Annotated in this window: 11 protein-coding genes, 1 pseudogene and 1 riboswitch; of the genes and pseudogenes, 9 read left to right on the top strand and 3 right to left on the bottom strand. The window is 59.4% G+C overall.

Features of this window, described 5'->3' with window-relative positions; translation table 11 throughout:
* The first annotated feature begins 319 nt into the window (after window positions 1–319).
* The 9 genes from ACP146_RS20395 to ACP146_RS20355 all read left to right on the top strand — a co-directional run bounded on the left by ACP146_RS20395 (window position 320) and on the right by ACP146_RS20355 (window position 23,374).
* Window positions 320–2,503, top strand: coding sequence for a type I secretion system permease/ATPase (locus tag ACP146_RS20395; RefSeq protein ID WP_422368599.1), 2,184 nt, complete (start codon window positions 320–322; stop codon window positions 2,501–2,503).
* Between the two features lies 1 nt (window position 2,504).
* Window positions 2,505–3,944 carry an HlyD family type I secretion periplasmic adaptor subunit gene (locus tag ACP146_RS20390; RefSeq protein WP_422368598.1) on the top strand — a complete coding sequence of 480 codons (1,440 nt, stop codon included), beginning with the start codon at window positions 2,505–2,507 and terminating at the stop codon, window positions 3,942–3,944.
* A gap of 40 nt (window positions 3,945–3,984) precedes the next feature.
* Window positions 3,985–4,782 (top strand): DUF2927 domain-containing protein, encoded by a 798-nt coding sequence (locus ACP146_RS20385; protein WP_422368597.1) that lies wholly within the window; start codon window positions 3,985–3,987, stop codon window positions 4,780–4,782.
* Between the two features lie 290 nt (window positions 4,783–5,072).
* Entirely contained in the window at window positions 5,073–20,399 is a 15,327-nt protein-coding gene (locus ACP146_RS20380) for an Ig-like domain-containing protein (protein ID WP_422368596.1), read from the top strand.
* 46 nt (window positions 20,400–20,445) lie between these two features.
* The gene (locus tag ACP146_RS20375; protein ID WP_422368595.1) at window positions 20,446–20,976 is read left to right on the top strand and encodes an AAA family ATPase; all 531 of its coding nucleotides are present in this window, start codon (window positions 20,446–20,448) and stop codon (window positions 20,974–20,976) included.
* A 640-nt stretch (window positions 20,977–21,616) separates the two neighbouring features.
* Window positions 21,617–21,997 carry a hypothetical protein gene (locus ACP146_RS20370; protein ID WP_422368594.1) on the top strand — a complete coding sequence of 127 codons (381 nt, stop codon included), beginning with the start codon at window positions 21,617–21,619 and terminating at the stop codon, window positions 21,995–21,997.
* Between the two features lie 77 nt (window positions 21,998–22,074).
* Entirely contained in the window at window positions 22,075–22,515 is a 441-nt protein-coding gene (locus ACP146_RS20365) for a hypothetical protein (RefSeq protein ID WP_422368593.1), read from the top strand.
* A gap of 11 nt (window positions 22,516–22,526) precedes the next feature.
* A complete protein-coding gene (gene sodN, locus ACP146_RS20360) occupies window positions 22,527–23,027 on the top strand; it encodes a superoxide dismutase, Ni (RefSeq protein ID WP_422368592.1) in 501 nt (166 codons plus the stop codon).
* Between the two features lie 11 nt (window positions 23,028–23,038).
* Window positions 23,039–23,374, top strand: a complete 336-nt coding sequence (locus ACP146_RS20355; RefSeq protein WP_422368591.1) for a S24/S26 family peptidase — start codon at window positions 23,039–23,041, stop codon at window positions 23,372–23,374.
* A 173-nt stretch (window positions 23,375–23,547) separates the two neighbouring features.
* Here ACP146_RS20355 and ACP146_RS20350 read toward each other — a convergent pair whose 3' ends face one another.
* The 3 genes and pseudogenes from ACP146_RS20350 to ACP146_RS20340 all read right to left on the bottom strand — a co-directional run bounded on the left by ACP146_RS20350 (window position 23,548) and on the right by ACP146_RS20340 (window position 25,880).
* Window positions 23,548–23,628, bottom strand: coding sequence for a TMEM165/GDT1 family protein (locus ACP146_RS20350; protein WP_422369678.1), 81 nt, complete (start codon window positions 23,626–23,628; stop codon window positions 23,548–23,550).
* 19 nt (window positions 23,629–23,647) lie between these two features.
* Window positions 23,648–23,830: riboswitch (yybP-ykoY riboswitch) on the bottom strand.
* A gap of 77 nt (window positions 23,831–23,907) precedes the next feature.
* The gene (locus tag ACP146_RS20345) at window positions 23,908–24,483 is read right to left on the bottom strand and encodes a CC0125/CC1285 family lipoprotein (protein ID WP_422368590.1); all 576 of its coding nucleotides are present in this window, start codon (window positions 24,481–24,483) and stop codon (window positions 23,908–23,910) included.
* A gap of 627 nt (window positions 24,484–25,110) precedes the next feature.
* Window positions 25,111–25,880: pseudogene (locus tag ACP146_RS20340) on the bottom strand (IS5 family transposase).
* Window positions 25,881–25,941 lie beyond the last annotated feature (61 nt).

Raw genomic sequence — 25,941 nt, 5'->3', positions numbered from 1 at the left:
TTCCCTGGCGGGTGGAGATATGATTTGGGTCATTGGTTAAGGTTATGATCGCCCGGCAACAAAGGTCCGCCTGCTCGACCAGCGCTCAACCCCTACCCCTTTCGCGCGCTGCCGGATTGTCGCCTCGTATCAATGCTCTACCACCGTCACAATCCTTTAACGCGAGTTATCCCCAGATTAATCACGGTTTCGTATTGACGATTCACAGTTGAACTCCATTCAATGGAGGCAATCGATCAGGGTAGATCGATTGTTGGGAGATTGGGGCGATGCAAGGATTGCAGCGGGGAAGGTCTTTCCCGAAGCAGGTCGGCCGATAATGGCTGCCGGGGGCGAAGCGGTCGCGACAGCGGGTGCACGCCCTGCCGCTTCGGCGGCGGAAATGCTCGCAGCGGTGGCAGACAGCGGCATTCTCTGTCTGGCCATGATGCTGCGGTTTCTGAAGCTGCCGGCCGATCCGGCGCAGATCCGCCATGACCACGCTCCGGACGGACAACCCCTGGACAACATCGCCCTGGTCCGCGCCGCCAAGTCGCTCGGCGTGAAGGCCCGCGCGGTGAAAGTGAAGCCGCGCCGTCTCGAAAAAGCCGCATTGCCGGCCATCGCCGAGGCCAATGACGGCAGCTACTTCGTGCTCGCCCGGGTCGGGCAGGGCCAGGCCCTGATCCACCGTCCCGGCCAGCGGCCGGAGACCATTTCCCTGGAGGAACTCGAGCAGCGCTGGACCCGGCGCCTGATCTTCCTCACCCGCCGTGCGCAGCTGGCGGGGGAGGAGAGGCGCTTCGACTTCACCTGGTTCATCCCGGCGATCTACAAGTACCGCAGACTCTTTGGCGAGGTGCTGACGGCCTCTTTCTTCCTGCAGCTCTTCGGGCTGGCGAGCCCGCTGTTCTTTCAGGTAGTGATCGACAAGGTGCTGGTGCACCGCGGTCTCACCACTCTGGACGTGCTGATCATCGGACTCGTTTCCATCGCCTTGTTCGAGGTGATCCTGGGCGGCCTGCGCACCTATATCTTCTCCCACACCTCCAGCCGCATCGATGTGGAACTGGGCGCGCGCCTCTTTCGCCATCTGCTGGCGCTGCCGATTTCCTATTTCGAGGCGCGCCAGGTCGGCCAGACCGTGGCCCGGGTGCGCGAGTTGGAGAACATCCGCTCCTTCCTCACCGGCTCGGCCCTCACCGTGGTGCTGGATCTGCTGTTCACCATCGTCTTCTTCGCGGTGATGTATCACTTCTCGCCGACGCTGACCTATGTGGTGCTGGCCTCGATCCCCTTCTATCTCGCGCTTTCAATCGCCATCACCGGACCGCTGCGCCAGCGCATCGAGGAAAAGTTCCAGCGCGGCGCCGCCAATCAGGCTTTCCTGGTGGAGAGCGTCTCCGGCGTCGAGACCCTCAAGTCCATGGCCGTCGAGCCGCAGATGCGCCAGCGCTGGGAAGAACAGCTGGCGGCTTATGTCCGCGCCTCCTTCCGCACCATCACCCTGGGTACGGTGGGCAGCCAGGGGGTGCAGCTCATCAGCAAGGTGGTGACCGCCCTGATCCTCTGGTTCGGCGCCCATGCGGTGATCGCCGGTGACCTGACGGTGGGCCAGCTTGTCGCCTTCAACATGTTGGCCGGGCAGGTGAACCAGCCGATCCTGCGGCTCGCCCAGCTCTGGCAGGACTTTCAGCAGTTCCGCATTTCTCTCGCCAAGCTCGGCGATGTGCTGAACGCCCCGGGCGAGCCGGCCCAGGGGCCGGGCCGCGCCACGCCACCGCGCATCGACGGCAAGATCAATTTCGACCACGTCACCTTCCGCTACCGCCCCGACGGGCCGGAGGTGCTGAAGGACCTCGGTTTCGAGGCCGCGGCGGGTCAGGTGATCGGCATCGTCGGGCGCTCGGGCTCCGGCAAGTCGACGCTGACCAAACTGGTGCAGCGGCTCTATGTGCCAGAGCGTGGCCGGGTGCTGATCGACGGCGTCGATCTGGCCATGGTCGATCCCGCCTGGCTGCGCCGCCAGGTCGGCGTGGTGCTGCAGGAAAACGTGTTGTTCAACCGCTCGGTCCGCGACAACATCGCGCTGGCCGATCCCGCCATGCCGATGGAGAAGGTGGTAGAAGCGGCCAAGCTTGCCGGCGCCCACGACTTCGTGCTGGAACTGCCCCAGGGCTATGATAGCGAACTGGGCGAGCGCGGCGCCAACCTCTCCGGCGGCCAGCGTCAGCGCATCGCTATCGCCCGCGCCCTGGTGACCAACCCGCGGATCCTGATCTTCGACGAGGCGACCTCGGCGCTGGACTATGAGTCTGAGCGTATCGTGCAGGACAACATGCGCTCGATCTGTCAGGGCCGCACGGTGCTGATCGTCGCGCACCGGCTGTCCACCGTGCGCTCTGCCGACCGCATCCTGACGGTGGAGGAGGGGCGCATCGTCGAGGACGGCAGCCACGAGGAGCTGATCGCCGCCGGCGGGCGCTATGCCATGCTGCATAAACATCAGTCGGGGGAGGGCTGAGATGTTCGCCGCCCTCGCCGAAACCGCCGCCGTCTGGCGCGCCTCCAAGCAGCAGGAAAGAGCCACGCCGAAGGTGAAGCGCAAGCGCCACGAGCTGGAGTTCCTGCCCGCCGCCATCGAGGTGACGGAGACCCCGGCCTCGCCCGTTGGCCGCGCCATCGCGCTGCTGATCGGAACCCTCATCGTCGCCGCCCTGGCCTGGGGCTGGTTCGGCCATGTCGAGACCGTGGCCGTGGCCCAAGGCAAGATCATCCCCGGCGGCAGGGTGAAGGTGATCCAGCCGCTGGAGGCCGGGGTGATCCGCGCCATCCATGTGGAGGAGGGCCAGCACGTGGCCGAAGGCGATCTGCTGGTCGCCCTCGACCCGACCGAGGCCGGCGCCGATGTCGAGCGGTTAAGCCGCGACCTCCTGGCCAGCCGTCTCGACATCGCCCGGCTGAAGGCGCTCGGCCTTTATGCCGGCGAGGAACTGAAGAAGGGCGAAGCTCTGCCGGAGGCCGCCTTCGACCCCGATAGCCTGCTGGGCATAAACCTGGAGGCCGATGCCGCCCTGGTGGCGGCAACCCGCGACCTGCTGGGCAACCGCCTGGCCGAACACCGGGCCCAGCTGGCGGGGCTGGAGGGGGAGATCGTTCAGCGCTCCGCCGAGGCGCGGATGATCGGCGCCTCCATCACCATGCTGGAGGGCACGGTGCCGCTGCTGGCCGAGCGGGTGCAGGCGCGCCGGACCCTGGCGCAGAAGGAATACGGCAGCCGCATGGCCTTTCTGGAGATGCAGCAGGAGCTGATCGAGCGCGAGGGCGAGCTGGCCATCGAGAAACACCGCCTGACCGAAACCCGCGCCGAGGTGAACACCCTGAAGCGCCGCCGGGCGGAACTGGCCGCCACCTTCCGTGCCACCGCCGACGAGGAACTGATCGACTCTCTGCAGCACGCCGCCGCTCTGGAACAGGAACTGCGCAAGGCGGAGGAACGCCACCGCCAGCGCCGCCTCACCGCGCCGGTGGCCGGGGTGGTGCAGCAGCTTGCCATTCACACCGTGGGCGGCGTGGTGACCCCGGCGGAAAAGCTGATGGTGGTGGTGCCCGACGGCAGCCCCCTGGAGATCGAGGCCATGGTACTGAACAAGGACATCGGCTTCGTCGAGCAGGGCCAGTCCGCCGAGATCAAGGTGGAGGCCTTTCCCTTCACCAAGTACGGTCTGATCGACGGCAGCATGCGCCAGGTCTCCGCCGACGCCGTCACCGACGAACAGCAGGGCCTGATTTACCCCGCCCGCGTCACCATGGGCCGTGACAGGATACTGGTCGACGACCGCTGGGTGCAGCTCGCCCCCGGCATGGCCGTCACCGTGGAAGTGAAAACCGGCGAGCGAAGGATCATCGAATTCTTCCTCTCGCCTTTCCTGAAGTACCAGGACGAAGCGCTGAGGGAGCGGTGATAGCGCATGCTGCACTCTTGTGCATGAGTGAGGCTCTTTAGTGAAAGAGGATACGTTGATGTGCATTGATGAAAAGAGAAACCATCTTGTTAACTTTTTGAGGTCAGCAGCGACTCTTCTTTTTGGTTTTTTGATTTTCATGTTTGGAGCGGCGCCGATGGCGAAAAGCGAGAGTTATGATGTTTCGGAGATCGAAAACCACCTTCGTGAGATATACAAGTATCATGGTGATGCACTCTTCCGGTGGCAGCGACCGATTTATTATATCGTGGCTGGACTAGAGAGTGAGGCGACAAAGCAGCTTGTCGACGATCAGTTCGCCTATCTCAGTGAGCTAACCGGATTGGATATTCAAGAAGCTGATCCAGCTGAGGCGAACGGAAACTTCCTTCTCGTGTTTGCTAGCCCTATGGCTCAGATAGCGGAAGTGAAATCGCTACGGGCAATCTTTGGCGAAGCAGGCGAATCTGATGCCGAATACAGGGAGCGCCTCGAAGATCTGGATAAGTATGGACGTCAATCAAGAACCATAAAAAGAACGTCGGAATCGATAGCTTTTTTTGCTGTATTGACTGATCCGACAAGCTGGAAAGAGGAGTTGGTCGGCGCGCATTTCCTTCGGTTGATTGTCCAAGGCCTTACACAAACGAGTGCCAGCGATCGAATTCGTCCTTCAGTCCTGAACGCGGTAAACACTCTGCAGCCGAGTACACGGTTGCCGTCGTTTGATGAAGCCTATCTCAAAGCCTTGTACGGCGAGCGCGCAAAGTCTGACCGGACAATGGAAGAGTCGCTTCGAGAATTGGCGCTGGCGACTGCTCTGGAACTGAACAACTAACTCTTCCGTCGAGGACTCAAAAAATGAGCAATCAACCGAACGGGTTTCGCGGTGCTAAAGGGCCGATAGGGCTTGATGTTAACCCCAACGGATTCGGTGTGTCCGTTACTGCGCAGGGTGCATTTGGTGGCGTTACTGGGTCTCTCGACTATTCAAGTGAAGTAGGCCCGAATGGAGTAACGAAGTCGGTAACAGCTGGCGTTAAAGGATACGCCGGTATAGGCGGGTTAGCGAATGTCGGCATAAAGGCAGAAACGACTATATCTGAGACTGTTCATGCAGATGGCACGGTGACCAAGGCGACTTCGGTAGGGGTTAAGGCCGTCACTGAAGTCCTAGGAGTGGAGGCAAACCTCGGCGGACTACAAGAAAGTTGGAGCCAAACATTCGACGAAGACGGAAAGCCGGTTGGGCCCAGAAAGAATACGGTTGAAGTCACAGGGTTGCTAGGTGAGTCGTTAAAGGATCTGACCAAGGCTGATGACGCGGAGTTTGGCCAAGTTGGAGACTTGAATGGGACTGCGGCCAATAACCCAGAGATAGGTCCGCATAAAGCGGAGCTATCCAAGGGCCCGGCGAACGGCAGTGCTGGTAATGACCGTGGATCTCCAGCCGACGATGGCTGGAAGGATCGGGGTCATGGTGTGGAAACCTCGCCGAACTGCTTTGTAAGTGGAACGCTGATTCTCAGGGCTGATGGCACAAGCGCTCCCATCGAAAGCATAGAGGTTGGCGACGAGGTGATGGCCTTTGAGGAGTTGGGACCGCTTGAGCCATGCAAGGTCATAGACGTACTACAACGCGAGAATTCCCAGGTTGTTGAGATTTCCGGCTTGAAGTGTACACCGAAGCACCGATTTCTGACTGCGGATGGAGAGTTCAAGGCCGTTGAAGACCTCAACGCCGACACGCTGCTTGTGGATCAGAATGGGCGTTCTCGCGCTGCGGGCCCTATCAAAGAAGTTGATGGCCTGCACACTGTTTATAACTTCACTGTTGAACGCCTTCATACCTACGTCGCCGGCGGGCTGAGAGTTCACAATATCAAGGTGGCCCCGATCATCTTGGACCTCGATGGTGATGGCGTAGAGCTTGTCGGTTTGGACGAAACGAGTGCGTTCTTTGATATTACTGGTGATGGTTATCGAAACAGACTGGCTTGGGCCGCTGCCGACGACGGCATTCTTGCGTATGATAAGCAGGGCGACGGCGAGATTACCGACGCGGATGAGATATCGTTCGTCGACTACGTGGACGGGGCGCAAACCGATCTCGAAGGGTTGACCCATTTCGATACAAATTCAGACGGTGTTTTGGATGCCAATGACGCGGAGTTCGAAAGCTTTGGCGTTTGGCAGGATGTTGATCAGGACGGTGTTAGTGATCCTGGTGAGTTCCGTAGCCTCTCGGACATGGGTATCAAGTCAATTGAGCTGCAAAGCGACTCGGTGGTCGAAGAGCGCGATGATAGTTACATCTATGGCAGTGGATTCTACACGTATTCTGATGGATCAGTGGGGGCTTTCGCCGATGCCGCGCTGTCTGGCAGCACTCTTGGCGTCAGGGAAGAGGCTGATGGTAGTTGGACTTTTCAGAATGCGCCGGGTGGTGATGAGATAAAGCAGTACTTCGATGATGCTGACCGGGTTGTAAACTTAGCATCTCTTGGCTTTGTGGGAGTGATTAGTGGAGGAGGTGATGACTTTCTGGAGGTCGGTGATGACAGTTCGGTTCTGCTGCATGGCGGTGCTGGCAACGACACACTGGTCGGCAGCGGAGGGGATGATTGGCTTGTAGGCGGCGACGGCGCAGACTCAATTTCTGCCGGCGCAGGGAATGATACTCTGCTCCTGGATGCCCTCGATTTCACGAGCTTTGTGAGCGCTGGTGAAGGATTCGATATAGCCTTCATCAGCGGCGATCAAGGTGTGGTTGTTGACGTGGTCTCAACTGGAATTGAAGTGGTCTACAGTAGTAGCGGAAACGATGTCATCTTCTCAGATAGTCAAACGCAGCTGGTCGTCGATGGCGGCGGTGGCAATGACACACTCACTGGATCGGACCTCGATGACATCATATTCGGGGGGATCGGCAGCGATAGTATTCATGCGGGCGATGGCGACGACCTGTTGGGAATTGATGCTGACGATAATCAGGCTGATATCGATGCCGGTGATGGTAGTGACACAATTGTCGTAAGTGACAACCGAGCTGTGACTATCGATCTTGGCGTGGTCAACGCCGAATCGGCTATCGGAAACGATGGTGATGATGTTTTTTCAGTTAGTGGTGCCGGATCTTCAGTCCTTATGGGGTTTGGAGGACATGACCAGCTTTCAGGCGGTTTTGGAGATGACTGGATATCGGGTGGCGAGGGCAATGACCAACTCTCCGGTGGTGACGGGCAAGACAGCCTTTTTGGTGAAGGTGGTGATGACACACTTGTCGCCGGGGCCGGCGATGACACACTGAGTGGTGGTTCCAATGCGGATACTTATGTGTTCGGACGCGGAGACGGTTCGGACATAGTTCATGATAGCCACTTTGAAGTTGGCGAAAGCTACGAGAGTGTTGTCGAACGAAAAGTCACCTACAAGTATGTTGAGCCGAGTGTTTCTTATTCAAAATCAACGCGCGACACTGGGGGAGGCGGAGTAGGCGGAGATGGCGGGTCGGAGAGGACGCGTTACCGCGCTACCGTTACCTATAAATCCAAGACTTCTGTCGAGACCGAGCCCGAGTTTACGACAATCACGCGCTACAAGATTGAGCAACTCGATGCCGGCGACGACACGCTGAAGTTCGGCGCGGGGATCACGGTCACCGACCTGACCCTGAGGTTGGTTGGCGCCGACCTAATCGTTGCGCTGAACGACACGAACGATCCCACCAAACCCTTTGAAGACTTGGCCGACAAGGTCACCATTGTCGATTGGGCGAATCCCTATAACAGGGTTGAGAGTTTCGCTTTCGACGATGGGTCGTCTCTGAATGAACAGAGCATTCTGGATCTGCTGGCGACTTCCGGTGACGACGCTCTGGCCGTATCCGGCGGCACTGCAGAGCTGCGTGGTGGGGCAGGTAACGATACCCTGGAAGGTGGCAATTTCGAAGAGACGCTGGCAGGTGGTGCGGGCGACGATTCCCTGAAGGGAGGCGGTTCAAACGACACCTACAGATTCGGACGTGGTGATGGCCTGGATACCCTGCATGATTTCGGCACAGATCAAGTAGCCAATGGCACTGAAAAGGTAGAAATCTTTAGCGATAAAGGTACATTCGATTACAAGCTTTGGTACGCGCAAAGCATACGCGGATGGAATATCGCCTGGGCGCAGAAGAACCAGAAAGGGACCTACGACGCCCGCTACTATGAGATCGTTGATACCTATGCCGATGTTGCCGTTGACGGCGGTGCCCGCGACGTCCTGCAGTTCGGTGCTGGCATTCACGTGCATGACCTCATGCTGCGGCAGGTCGGCGATGATCTCATCGTCGGGGTCGGTGACCGCAACGATCCGGCGCTGACCTTCGAACTGCTTAGCGACAAGATCACGATCAAGGATTGGTTCCTCGACATCAGCCGTATCGAAATCTTCGATTTCGAGGACGGCTTCACGCTGGACCTTGGCGCCATCATCGCCGAGGTCGGCCTGGATGCCGCGGCGCTGGAGAACTGGCTGCAGACCGCTGTCACGGTAACGCCGGAAGGCGGTTATATCGTGCAGGGCACGACAGGCGACGAACGCTTCACCGGCACCCAGTTCGCCGACACTCTCGATGGCGCCGGCGGAGATGATCTGCTTGTCGGCGAGGCAGGGGATGACAGCCTGGTTGGTGAGACCGGTGCGGATACGCTGGAAGGCGGCGACGGCAATGACGTGTTGGATGGCGGCGTCGGCAATGATGTCCTCGAGGCGGGTGCGGGCGACGACACCTTGGTGGCTGGCCTCGGCGCCGACTCGCTGTCTGGTGGCGAAGGCCAGGATAAGGCAGTCTTCAGTGGCTTGGTTTCCAATCATACGATCCAGCTGACGGCAGAAGGCGCGACCGTCGTGGATCTGACGGCGCCGGAATCCGCTTCGACCAATCTGCTGACCGGTATTGAATCAGTACAGTTCGATGACCGTGTGATAGATCTGACCGGGACGACGAACAACGCCCCGGTCGCCGTCGACGGCTTCGCGCAGCTTCCGGTCGACACCACGGTGACCGGCAAGTTGAAGGCCTGGGATCTGGACGGCGACGATCTGACCTACAGCATCCAAAACAATGCCGCCAGCGGCACGGCAGTGGTGCAGGCCGACGGCTCCTTCATCTACACCTACGATCCCAATACCGGTTTTGAGGGGATGGATTCCTTTGAGTTCCAGGTGATGGACAGCGAAGGCAATACCGATACCGGAACCGTTTCCATAGAGGTCTTCAGGGAAGTGACCGGAGACAACACTGCGGTCGGAACAACCGAGCAGCAGGTCAATACCTTCACCGCGGGCGACCAGCATGGGTCTGCTGTGGCCGGATTTTCCGACGGAAGCTATGTCACCGTCTGGTACTCGAATGGCCAGGAAGATGGTGTCAGCGGCAACAATGGAATCTATGGTCAGCGTTTTGCCTCGGACGGTACGCCTGCTGGCAGCGAATTCCTCATCAATCAGGCGACGGCGCCGAATCAGTTTGACCCCCAGGTGGCGATCCTGGCCGACGACAGCTTCGTCGTCACCTGGACCTCCTTCGACCAGAACCCCGGCAGCAATGAGATCTATGCCCGTCACTATAGTTCCAACGGCGTTGCGCTGGGCGGCGAGTTCCAGGTCAACACCACCACGGCTCAGGCACAAAGGGAGTCCTCGGTGGCTGCCTTAGCTGGAGGCGGCTTCGTAGTGACTTGGACGGACTGGGCGCAGGACGGCAGCGGCACGGGTGTCTATGCCCAGCGCTATGATTCGGCGGCCCAGGCTGTCGGCGGCGAGTTTCACGTCAATGAGGATCGTACTCATGGCGACCAGGATCACTCTCAGGCCATCGGATTGGCCAACGGCGGCTTCGTTGTCGTCTGGGAGACTGGGAGCGCGAGCGAAAACGTCATGGCCCGAATCTACGATTCGGAAGGCGTGCCACTGACCTGGGAGGAGACCATCGTCGGCGGCGGAAGCAGCGATGGCGATAGCGACGGTGACAGTGACAGCGGTGGTTCCGGTTCGCCTGAGACTTACACCGTCCAGGTGAGCGAAATTGTTGTCAATGAAGACGACCTCTCTGGCCGTCAGGGAGTGCCGGCTGTTGCGGCTCTTGCTGGCGGTGACTTTGTGGTCATCTGGCATAGCGATCACGGCGGGGGTACCAATCACAGCTGGGGGATCAACGGACAGCGCTTCTCGGAAACCGGCGAGAGGGTCGGCCCGGAGTTCGATGTGAACACGACCCTGGCTGGCGCCCAGGTCCTGCCGTCCGTCGTCGGCCTTTCCGACGGCAGCTTCGTTGTGGCCTGGCAGTCTGATGGCCAGGGTAGCTCTCTGGAAGGTGTTTACCTGCAAGTCTTTGATCCCGACGGCAATAAGGAAGGTCCGGAAATTCAGGTCAACGAGTATCAGCGGGGCGATCAAACCGGTATCAAGGTAACCGCACTGCCTGATGGCGACTTCGCAGTTTCCTGGACCTCATGGGGGCAAGATGGCGCTTACCTCGAAACTGACGAGGACGGTGAAGTCAGCACGGAAGCTGGCGGCCAAGATGGTGTATATACCAGGATCTTTACCCGCACGCCGCATCGCAACGCCTTCGGTTTCGGCCCCGGTGACGATGCGATCGTCGGCACCCAGCACGGTGACCAATTGTCCGGCGGCGGCGGTGATGACTTCATCACCGGTGCGGGCGGTGCGGACACCATCGATGGCGGCGTCGGACAGGATCTCGTCTCCTTTGCCGGATCCGCGGCCGGGGTTTCGGTCGACCTTGCGTCGGGGGCCGGTGCCGGTGGCGACGCCGAGGGCGACAGCCTGACCAGCATCGAGCATCTGCTGGGGTCCGACCATGCCGACTCCCTTTCCGGTGACCAGGGCGACAACACCATAATCGGTGGCGTCGGCGAAGACTCCCTCTCCGGTGCAGAGGGCGCCGACTCGCTCTTCGGCGACGCCGGCGATGACACCCTGACGGGCGGCAAAGGGGACGACCACCTCTCCGGCGGCGATGGTCTCGATACGGCTGTCTTCAGCGGAGAGGCCGTCGACTACGACATTCAGATCAACGGAAACGAAGCCACGGTTACCGACCTGCGGACGGACGGTGATGGTATCGACAGCCTGGTCAATGTGGAGCGCGCCCAGTTCGCCGATCGGGTCATCCACCTGGACGGTACCAACAATGCGCCGATCATGGTCGACGACTTTAACTCCACGGCCGAGGACACGGCGCTGCGGATTTCGCCGGTATTGCTGCTGTGGGATGACTTTGATCTTGAAGGTGACACCTTCTCCCTGACCGGCGTCGGTGACGCAGTGGGCGGTTCGGTCGAGATCGACCCCCTCGGCGTTGTTGTCTTCACACCGGATCAGGATTTCGAAGGCGAGGCGAGTTTCTCCTACACCGCGACGGATAGCCATGGGGCGAGTCACAGCGCCAAGGTGGTTGTCGATGTTGCGCCAGTAAACGATGCTCCGGTCGGCATTCATAGTGTTGTCAAGGTGGCTGCTGGCAGTCTGGTCCAGGGCCGCGCCACCGTAACCGACGTGGACGCCGTTGATGCACACAGCTTTGAACTGCAGTCCGGGCCGAACGCCGGGTCGGTGCAGGTCTACGCCGACGGAACTTACGACTACGTGCCGGACAGCGGCTTCGTCGGCTATGACAGCTTCGTCGTTCTTATCAGGGATTCCGGCGGGCTGACGAGCCAGGCGATCATCAACGTGGAGGTCCGTCCCAGTGCTGAGGCCGCCGAGACGCTGGTTGGCAGCCTCGGCAACGATGTCCTGCACGGCGGTGCCGGTGCTGACAGCTTGGAGGGCGGGACCGGCGACGATGTTCTTGAGGGTGGCAGCGGCGGCGACACTCTGAACGGTGGTGAGGGTTTCGACACCGCGGTTCTTTCAGGCTTTGCCGCAGATTATGAAATCACCATCGACGGCAATCAGGCGACGGTGCGCGATCTGCGCGACGGCTCGCCTGATGGTACCGACCAGTTGGTTGACATTGAGCGGCTTTGGTTCCGCGGTGATCGTGCCCTCTACATCGATGGGACCAACAACGCGCCGGTCGGGGTGGGTGCGGCCGCCTTGCTGCCGGTCGATACGCTGGGCAACGGCCGGGTGACGGCTTGGGACTATGAGGGTGATGCCCTGACCTTTGCCCTCGACGAGGGCCCGCAGCACGGCAGTGTGACGGTCGGTGAGGACGGCAGCTACAGCTATACACCGGCGGCCGGTTTCACCGGCACCGACAGCTTTACAGTAACCGTCACCGACGAAAACGGGGCTTCGGATACCAGCGAGGTGTCCGTTGAGGTAATTGCCGACCCCAACGGCGAGTCGCTTATTCTGACCGGTTCGGCGGGACAGGACCTCTTCGTCGGCGGCAGCGGCGATGACCTTCTTGAGGGAAGGGCGGCCGGCGACGACCTGGACGGCGGTGCCGGCAACGATACGGCCTCCTATGAAGGCTCCGGGCTGGGCGTGTCGATTGACTTGGAGACGGGCCTCGGCGCCGGTGGCGATGCGGAGGGTGATCGGTTGTCCTCTATCGAGAACTTGATGGGTTCCGGTTTCGACGACACGCTGGCCGGGGATTCCGGAGACAATGTTCTCGATGGTGGTGCTGGTATCGACATAGCGGTGTTCGACGGCAATGCCGCCGACTACAGCGTAGAGGTTCTGGCGGACCGCGTGATCGTGACCGACCTGAGAGTTGGTGGGACGGACGGCCAAGATACGCTTAGGGATGTCGAGCGCCTGCGGTTTTCAGATCGCACGTTCAATCTTTCGGCTGGCGGGAACGCGCCGGTTGCCGTCGACAGTATGGCAACCACCCCGAAGGACGATGCTGTGAGCGGGCGCCTGACGGCTTGGGATATCGATGGCGGTGCGCTGGGGTTCGCGGAGGAAGGCACGGCGATTGGCGGGACCGTAATCATTCATTCCGACGGTCGCTACGATTTCACGCCCGATGCCGGGTTTGAGGGGGAGGCGAGTTTTTCCTACACAGTGACCGATAGCGACGGCCAAACGTCCACCACAACCATTTCGCTCCAGATTGGTGGAAACCGAACGGACGCCTATGCTAGCCAGGGTGAGGTCATCGTCAATACCGAGGCCTGGGGTAATCAGCATGAAGTAGCATTGGCCGCGCTTGCAGATGGCGGTTTCGTTGCCGTGTGGGAGGACGAGCATGCGGAAGGCTATCGCGATAGCGGGATCAGGGCCCAGCGTTACGATAAATACGGTTCTGTAGTTGGGTCGGAAATCTCCGTCAATAGCCAGACTTGGGAAGATCAGAGGGACGCTGCGGTGACAGCCTTGTCTGACGGCGGGTTTGTCGTTGTTTGGATGTCAGATGTATTCCCTGAATCCGAAATTCGAGCTCAACGTTATGGGAGCGATGGTACACCAGTTGGCGCTGAGGTTTTGGTGAGCCCGGATGACCATTCGGACCACCATCAACCAAAGGTCGTAGGTCTTGCCGATGGTGGCTATCTGGTGGTTTGGGCCGGTCAGGGTGGACAGGAGCAATACCATGCACGACGCTTCAATGCTCTTGGCCAGTCAGTCGGCGGAATAATAGACGTTGCTGAGGTTAATCATCACTACAGCGAACCACCTAACCCTCCGGCGGTAGCGTCTCTGGAGGACGGTGGATTTGTGGTCGTTTGGCAGGATTTCGATGAACCAGCCGAGGATTATTATGTCCTGGCGCAACGTTATGATGCATCTGGCGCCGCTGTCGGCGACGAGATTTCCGTTAGTGGCATCGCCACCTACGATCAGGATTCCGCTGCTGTCATGGGTCTTCCGACGGGTGGCTTCGTTGTTGTTTGGGAGACCGGGACTGGGTCTAGCAATGAGATCGTTGGTCAGGTATTCGATGCGGAAGGAATCCCGCAAGGCGATGTATTCCCGATCAACACCTATAGTTTGGGCAATCAAAACAACCCCGCCATCAGCTTACTGGATGACGGTGGCTTTATCGTAACTTGGACTTCCAGGGTTTCGAACAGCTACGAGATTCGCGCCCAGCGGTACGATGCGGCTAGTGTACCCGTTGGTGAAGAATTCCAGGTCAACGACTATACGTCGGGTGCTCAGTACGACCCAGCAATCGCAGGGTTGTTGGATGGCGGTTTCGCGATTGCCTGGGAGTCTAATGGCCAGGATGGCGATGACTATGGCGTCGTTGCTAAGCTCTTCCGGCCGGTATTCGGAACAGAAATGGCGGTCGTTGGATCGGTAGCTGGTGACATGTTGGTTGGCGGAGCTGGCGCGGATAGTCTGATGGGCGCCGGTGGTGCCGACACACTGCTGGGTGCCGCTGGTGCGGACACCCTTGATGGCGGTGACGGTTCGGATACCGCGTCTTATGAAGCTTCAGCCGCGGCCGTAAACATCGATCTGACTGCCGGCACAGCAAGCGGCGGTGATGCTGCTGGTGATGTACTCACCAACATCGAGAATCTTGTTGGCTCCGGCCAGGGTGACGTCCTCACCGGCGATGGCCTGAGCAACCTCCTGGAGGGTGGCGACGGCGACGACACGCTCGACGGCGCGGACGGTACCGACACTCTGATCGGCGGTACCGGCGCGGATGTCCTCGATGGTGGAACTGGCTTCGATACCGCGTCATACGAGAACAGTGCGGCGGCCGTATCGATTGATCTGGCCGGCGCCTCCGCTTCCGGGGGAGACGCGGCTGGCGACAGTTTGTCGAACATCGAGGGGCTTGTTGGATCGGACTTCGCCGACAGTCTCCAGGGGAGCACGGCCGGAAACAAGCTTCGCGGCGGTGTAGGCGCAGATACCCTGGGTGGCGCTGGTGGTGCTGATACCCTTTTGGGCGGACTCGGGGACGACAGTCTTTCCGGCGGCGGCGAAGATGACGTTCTGGTCGGTGGTGCGGGCGCCGACACCTTGGCAGGAGGTGGCGGAAGCGACCTGGCCTCCTATGAGGGATCAACGGGCGGCGTGTCCGTCGATCTGGCTGCCGGAACGGCCAGTGGCGGTGACGCTACCGGTGACGTCCTGACCGGAATCGAGAATCTGGCCGGGTCCGGTCACGCAGATAGCCTGACCGGGGACGCGGTTGCAAACCGCTTGGCCGGCAGGGATGGCGATGACAGCCTGGCGGGCGGCGCGGGCAGCGATACGCTGGTCGGCGGTGCGGGTGCCGATGTTCTGAGCGGCGGCGCGGATGTGGACACAGCTTCCTACGAAGACGCGTTGCAAGGCGTCTCCGCCGATCTTGGCGGCACAGCAGGCAGCGGCGATGCCGCCGGTGACATCTTCGCCGATATCGAAAATCTCTCCGGATCGAACCATGACGACACGCTTTCCGGCGATGCCGGGGCCAACGTCGTTTCAGGTCAGGACGGCGGCGATATCCTGTTTGGGCGTGAAGGCAACGACAGCCTTTTGGGTGGCGCAGGGAATGACGTTCTCGAAGGTGGAAGCGGAACTGACGTGCTGGACGGCGGCGCGGGTAGCGATGCCGCTTCTTATCAGGGTTCCTCGGCGGCTGTCTGTGTTGATCTCGGCGCCGGTACCCTGGCGGGCGGCGATGCCGAGGGCGACAGCCTGATTGGGATCGAAAACGTCATTGGCAGTGACTACGCAGATACCTTGATCGGAGACGCTGCCGCGAACGTGTTGGAAGGTCTTGGTGGTGACGACACGCTATCGGGCGGAGCGGGCGATGACGCTCTATTTGGCGACGGCGGTGCTGACATTCTCGACGGCGGCGCCGGCGCTGACTTCATTGACGGCGGCGATGGCTTCGACGTCGTGACGTACGAATCATCGACTTCAGGCGTGTCGGTGAATCTTGAACAGGGGAGTGGTGCCGGTGGCGATGCCGAAGGCGACGTCTTGACAGGTGTCGAAGATGTCGTGGGCTCCGGCGATGACGACACCCTTGTCGGTGACGGCCTTGAGAATTCGCTGTCTGGCGGCGCAGGCGCCGATGTCATTGACGGCGGCTTCGGCGATGACACGCTGGTAGGCGGCTTAGGTGCTGACACACTTGAAGGCAGCCTCGGCTATGACATTGCGAGTTATGAGGACTCGGCGGCAGCGATTGCGGTCGATCTCTATGGCGGTACGGCGGATGGCGGGACGGCTGCCGGTGACAGCCTGTCGGGGATCGAGGGGATCTCAGCGACCGCTTTCGACGACACGCTTGCCGGCGATGACGAGGCAAACTGGTTCCGGGGCGGTGAAGGTCAGGATGCTATGGCCGCTGCGGCAGGTGACGATACGCTGATCGGCGGTGCCGGTGCCGATACTCTGGACGGCGGCGATGGCTTCGATACGGTCCGTTATGACGAATCAGCGGCTGCTGTCGCGGTGGACCTGGCATTTGGTACCGGCCTCGGCGGTGATGCCGAGGGGGATACCCTCAGCGCTGTCGAGGCGGTTTTCGGATCTTCCCACAACGATACGCTGACAGGCGACGGCAGCGGCAATCTCTTCGTTGGTCAAAGCGGGAACGATTCACTCGACGGCGGCGCCGGCAACGATACCTTGGTTGGTGACGAAGGCGCCGACAGCCTCGTCGGCGGCGCGGGCGACGACACCCTAATGGGTGGCGTCGGTGCCGACAGCCTGTCCGGTGGCGAGGGCGATCATGATCTTGCGCGCTACGATCTCTCCGATGCGGGCGTCGCTGTTGACCTCGGCGCCGGCACGGCGGCAGGCGGCCACGCGGCTGGAGACAGCATCAGCGGTGTTGAACACCTGATTGGCAGCGCCTTTGATGACACTCTGGCCGGCGATGCTGCCGGAAACGATCTTATCGGCGGCGCTGGTGACGATCTCCTGCGGGGCGGCCTGGGCGCGGACACGCTCGACGGCGGATTTGGCGATGACACGGCGAGCTATGAAAACTCGATGGAAGGTGTAAGGGTTGACCTTGCCGAGGGTCTCGGTGTTGGCGGCAGCGCTGCGGGTGATACCTACTTCAGCATCGAAAACCTTGTCGGATCTGCCTATGACGATACGCTTTCCGGCGGGGCCGGGAGCAACACCATCGACGGTGGTGCCGGTACGGATAGCGTTGTCTTCTCGGGCGCTGCCGCAGATTATCTCGTAACCACGGGACCGGACGGGACCATCACGGTGAGCGACCAGCGGGTATCCGGCGCGGATGGTGACGATCACCTCATCGGCATCGAGCGGTTGGTTTTTGCCGACCGGACGATCGACCTGACGTCCGGGGTCAATGCACCTGTAGCGCTCGATACATCGGTGGTGTTTCAGGCCTTGAGCGGTGTGACCTCCGAAGTCGATGGCTGGGATGCGGATGGTGATAGCGTTACAGTCACGGTTGTGAGTGATCCCTTGTATGGGATCGTCGTCGTCAATGCTAATGGCAGCTTTACCTATACGCCCAATCCTGGGTTCCGCGGAACCGACAGTTTCACCTACACGGCGATGGATGCGGATGGTGTCAGCAACATGGCGACGGTAACTCTTGAAGCTAGTAACGATGCGCCACTTTTGCTTAGTTCGATCGTCGCTCTGGCCAGCGATCAGGTTATGACGGGACAGTTCGAGGCTTTCGATGCCGATGGCGATCCACTCACGTACGAGCTGAACAGCGCACCGACGCTGGGAGTCGCCGAGGTGAGTCCGGACGGCAGTTATAGCTACACGCCGGCAGCGAACGCTACAGGAACCGACTCGTTTACGGTGATTGTCACAGATGAACGAGGGCTCTCCACGACTGCCACAGTCTCGGTGGTTCTCGCTGATCCGGCGGATGTACTCACCGCTGTCGGTGGTATGGGCCCGGACACAATGCTTGGGGGGGGGCAGGACGATAACCTGGCAGGCGGTGGCGGTGACGACCGACTTACAGGGAATGCTGGTGCCGACAGTCTCGATGGCGGCGATGGCGCCGACTCCCTGACTGGGGGGAGCGGTACGGATTCGCTCCTTGGCGGGAATGGCGATGATACGCTTTCGGGTGGTGACGATGCCGATGTTCTGGATGGCGGGCTAGGGAGAGACCGGCTTTTGGGAGGAAGCGGCTCTGACAGTCTCGTTGGCGGTGATGATAGCGACACACTTGTCGGCGGCTACCATGAGGATCTTCTCTACGGCGACGCGGGGAATGACTTGATCTATGGCGGCGACGACAACGATACGCTTTATGGCGGCGATGGTGGCGATACGCTTGATGGTGGCGATGAAGACGACCTACTCCTCGGTGGCGAAGGCGATGACCGCCTGGAAGGTGATCGCCACCAAGATACGCTGTATGGCGGCGACGGTGGCGATACGCTGGATGGTGGTAGAGACAACGATGTTCTTTATGGCGATGATGGCTATGACTACCTAAAAGGCGGCGACGACAACGATACGCTTTATGGCGGCGATGGTGGCGATACGCTTGATGGTGGCGATGAAGACGACCTACTCCTCGGTGGCGAAGGCGATGACCGCCTGGAAGGTGATCGCCACCAAGATACGCTGTATGGCGGCGACGGTGGCGATACGCTGGATGGTGGTAGAGACAACGATGTTCTTTATGGCGATGATGGCTATGACTACCTAAAAGGCGGCGACGACGATGACACGCTTTATGGCGGGGATGGCGGCGACACGCTTTATGGCGGCGATGAAGACGACCTACTCCTCGGTGGCGAAGGCGATGACCGCCTGGAAGGTGATCGCCACCAAGATACGCTGTATGGCGGTATAGGTGACGATACGTTAGATGGTGGTTGGAATAACGATATTCTTTATGGCGATGATGGTAACGACTACCTAAAGGGCAATGACGAGAATGACGTTCTCTATGGCGGCATAGGTGACGATACGCTTGAGGGAGGTGCCCGGAGCGACACGCTCATTGGTGGGAGCGGTGGTGATCTGATTGACGGGGGTTCCAGTGACGATCTCGCTTCCTACATAACGTCCTCGGCTGCCGTAAACGTCGATCTTCTTGTCGGTTCAGCCAACGGTGGCGATGCCACCGGTGATACACTGGTCAGCATTGAGAATCTTGTTGGCTCGGCATTCGATGACACTTTGACTGCCGGCGCAAATGACGCTCGGCTTTATGGTGGGCAGGGGAACGACATTCTTACCGGTAGTGATGACGATGACTTGCTTATGGGCGAAGATGGACTAGACACCCTTGTTGGTGGCGCGGGCGATGACACTCTCTATGGCGGGGCCGGAGCGGACTCACTCGCGGGCGGTTCTGGTGTTGACGTGGTGTTGTATGATCTTTCCACTGCTGGCGTCTCGGTGAACTTGAGTACGGGGACTGTCAGTGGGGGTGACGCTACGGGAGACATCATCAGTGGTTTCGAAAATCTGACGGGCAGTCAGCACGATGACGCCCTGACGGGCGATGCGTTTGCTAATACTCTCGACGGCTTGGGTGGTGTAGACAGTCTTTCCGGTGGCGCCGGCGACGACGAGCTCAGAGGTGGCGCCGGCGCCGACGTGATCGATGGTGGCGTCGGATCCGATACCGCGTCCTATAGCGGATCCTCGGCTGCTGTGACCGTCGATCTATCTACCGGTTCCGGGAACGGCGGAGATGCGGCAGGCGATTTCCTGATTGGAATAGAGAATCTGAAAGGCTCAAGCCGCAATGACACTCTCACCGGGGACAGCAACGCGAACAGCCTTTCTGGCTCATCGGGGGACGATGTTCTTTTTGGTGCTGGAGGAAACGACACCCTTGATGGCGGCTCTGGAGATGATTTGCTCTATGGCGGCGTTGGGAACGATAGCTTGATTGGTGATAGCTACTCTATTTTTACGACTGAAGATACGCTCTATGGTGGTCTTGGCGACGACACTCTTAGTGGCGGAAAATCCAACGACCGGCTCTTCGGAGACGATGGTAATGACATATTGCGCGGTGGTGATGGCGGGGACGTGTTGTATGGCGGTATAGGAAATGATGACCTGCAAGGCAATCACAATAGTGACAAGCTCTTTGGTGGTGACGGGCTGGACACCCTCTTTGGTGGTGACAGGAATGACACTCTATCGGGCGGAGCGGGCAACGACCTTTACCGATTCAACCTCGGCGATGACCAAGACGTCATCGACAACCAGGATGCCGTCTCTACCGATGACCGCCTGCTCTTCGGCAGCGGGATCGCCCCGGAGGATCTCTGGTTCCAGCAGGATGGTAACGACCTGAGAATCAGCGTGCTTGGGACGAGCGATAAAGTAACCTTCACAGACTGGTATCTGGATGCCGGGCAGGAAATTGATGTGCTGGAAACCAGTAGCGGAGAAACCCTGCTCAACAGCGAAGTGGATCAACTGGTCTCTGCCATGGCTGCTTTCAATCCAACGGATGGGACCGATCCGGCAGACCTCTATGACAACAACCTGCCGGCTTCTGTGCAGACGGTTGTGGCGTCGAGTTGGCAATCACCGGCATAGCAAAGATGGATTATCAGAGCTGTGGGTCTCGAGGCGGTGAACTGACATGAGCCCGTCAAAGATCGTCTACCTCATGCGCGGGCTGCCGAGCAGCGGCAAGAGCTATACAGCACGGCGCCTTGTTGGCGTGGCTGGCATCGTCCTTGAGACAGATTCTTATTTCTACAGCGAAGTGGGTGAAAACCCTACCCGCTATGACTACGATGCAGCTCTCTTGCCCGAGGCGCGGGATTGGAACTTCGCGCGATACCTACAGGCGTTGCAAGAAGGGCACTCGCCCATCGTCGTGGACCGCGGCAACGGTCTCTCTCTGATCTCCCAGGCCTATGCTCGCCATGCGGTCGAGTTTGGCTATCGGGTGGTTTTGAGGGAGCCGGAATCGCCTTGGTGGGCGGAACTTCGCGCTTTGCTCAAGCATCCTGAAAGCAATGGCCCAACCCTTGAGTTGTGGGCCAGGCGGTTGGCGAGATTGAACCGCTCGACCCACGGTACGTCGGCAGGTGAAATTCGTTACCGTATGGCGCATTGGCGGACTGGACTGCGTATCGAAGACATTCTCCGGTACCGATCGGAATAGGCTCTTCCTGGCGATCTGGGCGATCTGGGCGATCTGGGCGTTCTGGGCGACGGATGTGGCATAACTATCAAAGTCTGCAAACTGTCTTTTGCCGCAAGTTGCCGGTTCGAGTTTCTTGATCAATAGGTTAAAGTCTGCAAAAAGGGTATTCATCCTCACCTATGTCTATTCCGTTAGCCAAGCAAAAGTTGTTCGATAAAGGTGTTTGCGGGCTCCCGCAACCAACAAAACACCCGGCCCAAGGCCGGGTGTTTTGTTGGTCGCCGGTGATGGGGTTTTGGACCAGCAACCTCCTGTGGGTACGAGACCCCCTCATAACTTGAAGGCTGAGAGCGTATAGAAAAAGCTCCAGTGGAGCTTTTTTAGCCCGAAGGGCGAGCACGGGCGAAAAGCCCGCGCGCAGACTGCGCAGGTTCAAATCCTGCCCCCGAAACCAAGTTTGTGCATTCTACAGAAAGGTCGCTGTCATCCAGCGGCCTTTTTGTTTTTGTTGCAAAGGGATATATCATATATGCAAATGACTCGCATTCGCATATTATTTGAGCCTGAGTATAAATGGCAGTTTTCATTGACGGATCAACTTCGGCGGCAGGCAAGGCCACCGTCAATCCATTACGATCATGAAAGGGCGGATCTCAGAATGCAGCTATTGAAAGGGTTTATCGCAGCGCTGGTGGGAAACTCGATGATTGCCTCGGTTGCGATGGCGCATGCGGGGCATGAGCATGAACTGGGCATTGTTCATGTCATGACGTCGTTCGAACATATTGCCGGGTTCCTTGTGTTCGGCGTCGCGACGGCTGTTCTTATGCTCACGCGGCGTATTTGGTTTGTTGTTGCCGCCAATCTGGCGCTGCTTCTCTATGTCCTGGTCCAAGGCGTCTTTCATGGGATGCATGGGGGCGCGCTGTTCGGTCTGGAGACGGCGCTCGCGGGTGCGGCGCTGGCGCTCGGATCCTGGCGTGCGACACATTTGATCTATCAGCGCTACACTTCGCGGCATTCCACAGACCGGCGATGAAAGCCTCGGTATCCAAGGTCCCATCCTTGGCCGCTGCGTCAAGCAGGCCGCATCCGGACGACCACTGGCGTAAGCTCATGGCGAACGGTAACGCGGCCTTTCGCGCAGGCGATTTGAAAGAAGCGGTTGATTACTACCTGAGTGGCTTCACCGAAGCCGAAGGGCTGCTGCACAGCGCCGCAGCCGGGATGGTGCATCCGGAATCCGAGCCCGCGCCGGCGCTGGTGGTTGCTGCGTCGAACGCCGCGAGTGTTCACGGCGACAGGGGTGATCATGCGAAGGCGCAAGAGATCCTTCAACGCGCGACCACGCTCCTGCGCACCATCATAAGTGACGCGACAGCGCCGCCGGCTTTGCGCACAAGTTGTCTTCAACACCTCAATCGTGCACTTGCCGACCTGATCGGATGTATGCGGCGCGCGGGCGCTGATGCTAACTCGATCGCGCAGGAGATCAATGCCGCCAGGCGCGTAGCAAGCGACGACCTCTCGGCAACGCAGATCCAAACCTTTCACTAGAGGATTCCCGAATGCTTCACAGACTGCTGAAATCGGCCGACCAAGCGCTTGATCTGCCCCGTGCCCTGGCGCACTGCGATATCCCCTGCAAGATATACGATCCGGCGCCGGCGCTGATCGCCGCTCTTTCCGTCATTCGCCTGATCGACATCATTGATGAGATCTCGCCCAAGGATGCCGCAGCTTTACCTGAGGTATACAATACACTTGCGCGCTGCGTGCTGCGCAAGGAAGAGGAGGCCGAGAAGGTCAAGCACGAGATCCGCATTATCTGGGGCGACTATTTCAAGGCACCGCAGTTGGAAGCGCACCCGCAGGTTCACGACCTCGTCCATCAGATCATGATGAAGGCGAGCGCCTGCAAACAGAATTCCAAGCGCGCCGACGGCGAAGCCTTGTTGGAACTGGTCAACAAGTTCGCGGAGATTTTCTGGGCGACGAAAGACGTTAAGGCTGTGCGAAAGACTTCCCCCTATCCGCCCTCGGCGCCTGTCGTCTATCCGGAACTCTAGGTGGCGGGAAGATGTTGGGTTGGCGGATCGCCCGTGTTGGCGGCGATAGCATGGCGCCGGGCTTGAAAGCCGGCGATTATGTAATTGCTCGCAAGTCCCGCTCGATGCCGGTGCCGGGCGATGTCGTCCTGGTTCGCCATTCCGCCCTTGGCTTGATTGTGAAGCGTGTTCTACGGCTCGACCAAACCGGTTGCTGTATCTTGAGTGGCGATAATGCGCTCTCCATGTCCAGCGACATGATCGGTAGCGTCGCGCCCGCGATGATCGCAGGGGTCGTTCGCTGGCGTGTGGCGCCGGACGGCGTGTTCAGACTGCATAACCAAGGTGGTGTTGCCGATTCACTCTAAGGAGTCGACAATCTCAGCAAAAAGCGTGCTCTGAAAGACGTTCCAAGCAGATCAGATCTGGTCTTTGACTGTCGCCCTACCTTTGCGTTGGGCCCAATTTCTCCTTTTCTGGCCAGAATGCCGAGCGCCCTTGGGCCTGCTTCTGCCCTCTCCGTCATCAAGAAGAACGGGAGTTATCTATCGTCGATGGCAAACAGCAGTGTCGCCAACTGGGTCTTGTTGCCCAGTTCAGCGAGGAAGACGACGACAGTCATTGCAATGAACTGTTACATGAAGTCTCTCCTGGGGAACCGGCGAACACGAACGGCGGCACGGCCAGGCAGTTCCCCACCTCTGGCCGATGCTCGCCGTAGGTCTCGCCAAGCCTTTAACAGACCGCCTGTGCCATGGCTGATGCCAAGTGTGTTGACGCAGGCCTTTCGCTCGGGAAGCGGCTACTCCCCCACGGAGCAATTGTTTCGGTAGCGCGGCATATGGTTGAACGTCAAGCCTATAGCGGCGGATGCCTCTGACTTGGAAGCGAAAGTAAAGGCTCAGCCCGCATCGCCCGATGCGCTGTGGCCTTTCGGCGGGTCTTCCAAGGTCACGTCGGGACGAACGACCGTGGGGCCAAGCTTGTTCAGAACATCGCGGGCATCGTAGGCGTTATCATCGCTTTCCGCTGCTGCGTTGTCGGTGACCATCACAATATTCGCAAAGGCTTCATAGCTCGTGACGGGCCTGGCGGTGGCTGTTGCGAAGCTGCTGAAGCCGGAGTTGTGATAGTAGGGGAAAGAGCGAAAGCCGAAGCCGCCGAGGTTGCTCGCCGTCGTTCGATAGACGGTTTCCGTTTCGGTTTCCTGCGCGATGACCCGGAAGTGTTCGTGGCCCGCTTCGACCGTGATTTCGGCGGCGCGGTAAAGCAGATAGTTCTCAACCGTCTCCCGCGGCGTTGCCGAGTTTCCGGCAAAAGAAACACGGTAACGGTCGGTTTCCAGCTGTTGCTCGGCATAGCCCTTACCGTCGATAGCCGGTGCATAGGGCGTCGGATGCGAGCAGCCGGCCAGCAAGGCGACCGCCAGGCAAAGCGGCATAAGGGAAACGGTCAAAAAGGTGCGTCGTTTTTGCATGGGTTTGCGTCCTGAAATGGGAACGTCGAACTCATCACTCTGGCCCGCTGGCCGTTCATCAAGATATACGCAGCAGTTGGCTGCAGCGGCTTCAGATCCATCTTTTTGATGCTTTTAAGTAGACAGCAGATAAGTAGGCAGCCACGAGTTTTCACGCCAGTCCATTCGATCACACAACCCTGCCGTGTCCAAATCGAATTTGCGTTACTAAGCGCTCCTGCACTGCTTGGGATGCTTGGCCAGCCGAGACCTTCAGCCCCGATGGCGACTTCGGGTCTGCCGACGCCCGCGTCAAGGTATCCGAAGTAGCCCTCAAGCGGTCCTGCCGGAGCGGGAGTGATGAATACCAGTGATTCATTGTCGCGAATGCGTCGCATTTGCATTGACTGTCCACGAACTTTCGGTCACTCTGAAAAAAGAAAGGGTACAAGTTCAAGCTGCTTCAACCGCTTGTTCCCTAAGGTAGCAATTGATCTTTCGATTGCATGCCAATGTCTGCGCTGCTGGTTCAAAAATCAGGTGTTCGGCGGTGCTTGCGCAGGAGCTGGCATGCCGCTTGCGGCGCGACGCTCGACCCGGTCTTTTCCCCAGGCTCTTCCAGGGGCAATCATCGGGGGCAGGATGGAACTAGGTAGCGGACTCATAAGCTTCGCACCAGATTCTGACAGCGGCGATTTTGATGAAGGCGAGGAAGGCATGTGATGTCTTGTCGTATCGGGTTGCGATGCGCCGGAAGGATTTCTTGATACGGCCGATGAAGCGCTCGACCTTGTTGCGTTGACGATAGAGTTCCCGGTCGAATGGGATCGGTATCTTGCGGTCGGATTTGGAGGGGATCACCGCTTCCGCTCCCTTCTCCCAGATCAGGTTTCGAATGTGGTTGGCGTCGTATGCCTTGTCGGCCAGAACAGCCTGTCCGGGTTGCAAGTCCCCCAGCAGAAGCGGCGCCACCGGCCCGTCATGGGCCTGTCCCGGCGTCAGGTGGACCTTCAACGGTAGCCCCCATTCATTGACCAGAACGTGGATTTTTGTGGTCAGACCGCCACGTGAACGACCCATGCATCGTCGGGGATCGTTTTTTTGAGCGTGGCCCCGGCGTGATGCACGCGCACCGACGTGCCGTCGATCATCACCACATCGCCGTTGTGAGCATCCACCACCGCGTCCATGACCCGGTCCCAGACGCCGGCCCGGGTCCAGCGGCGGAAGCGGTTGTACACAGTGGTATAGGGGCCGTAGCGCCCGGGCAGGTCGCGCCACGGACAGCCGGTGCGCAACACGTAGAAGATGCCATTCAGAACCTGCCGGTCATCGCGCCGCTGCACACCCCTCACCTTGTTCGGCAGAATCGGTTGGATGAACCGCCATTCCAGCTCCGTAAGATCATAGCGTGACATGCTCTCCTCCGAACGCCAAACCAGACCATCACAGAATCACAAACCGCTGATCTTGAAAATA

The organism is Pelagibius sp., from assembly GCF_965249265.1.
Lineage (GTDB): Bacteria > Pseudomonadota > Alphaproteobacteria > Kiloniellales > Kiloniellaceae > Pelagibius.
The sequence above is the reverse complement of the archived record's forward strand: the minus strand, read 5'-3'. Positions and strand labels throughout refer to the sequence as shown.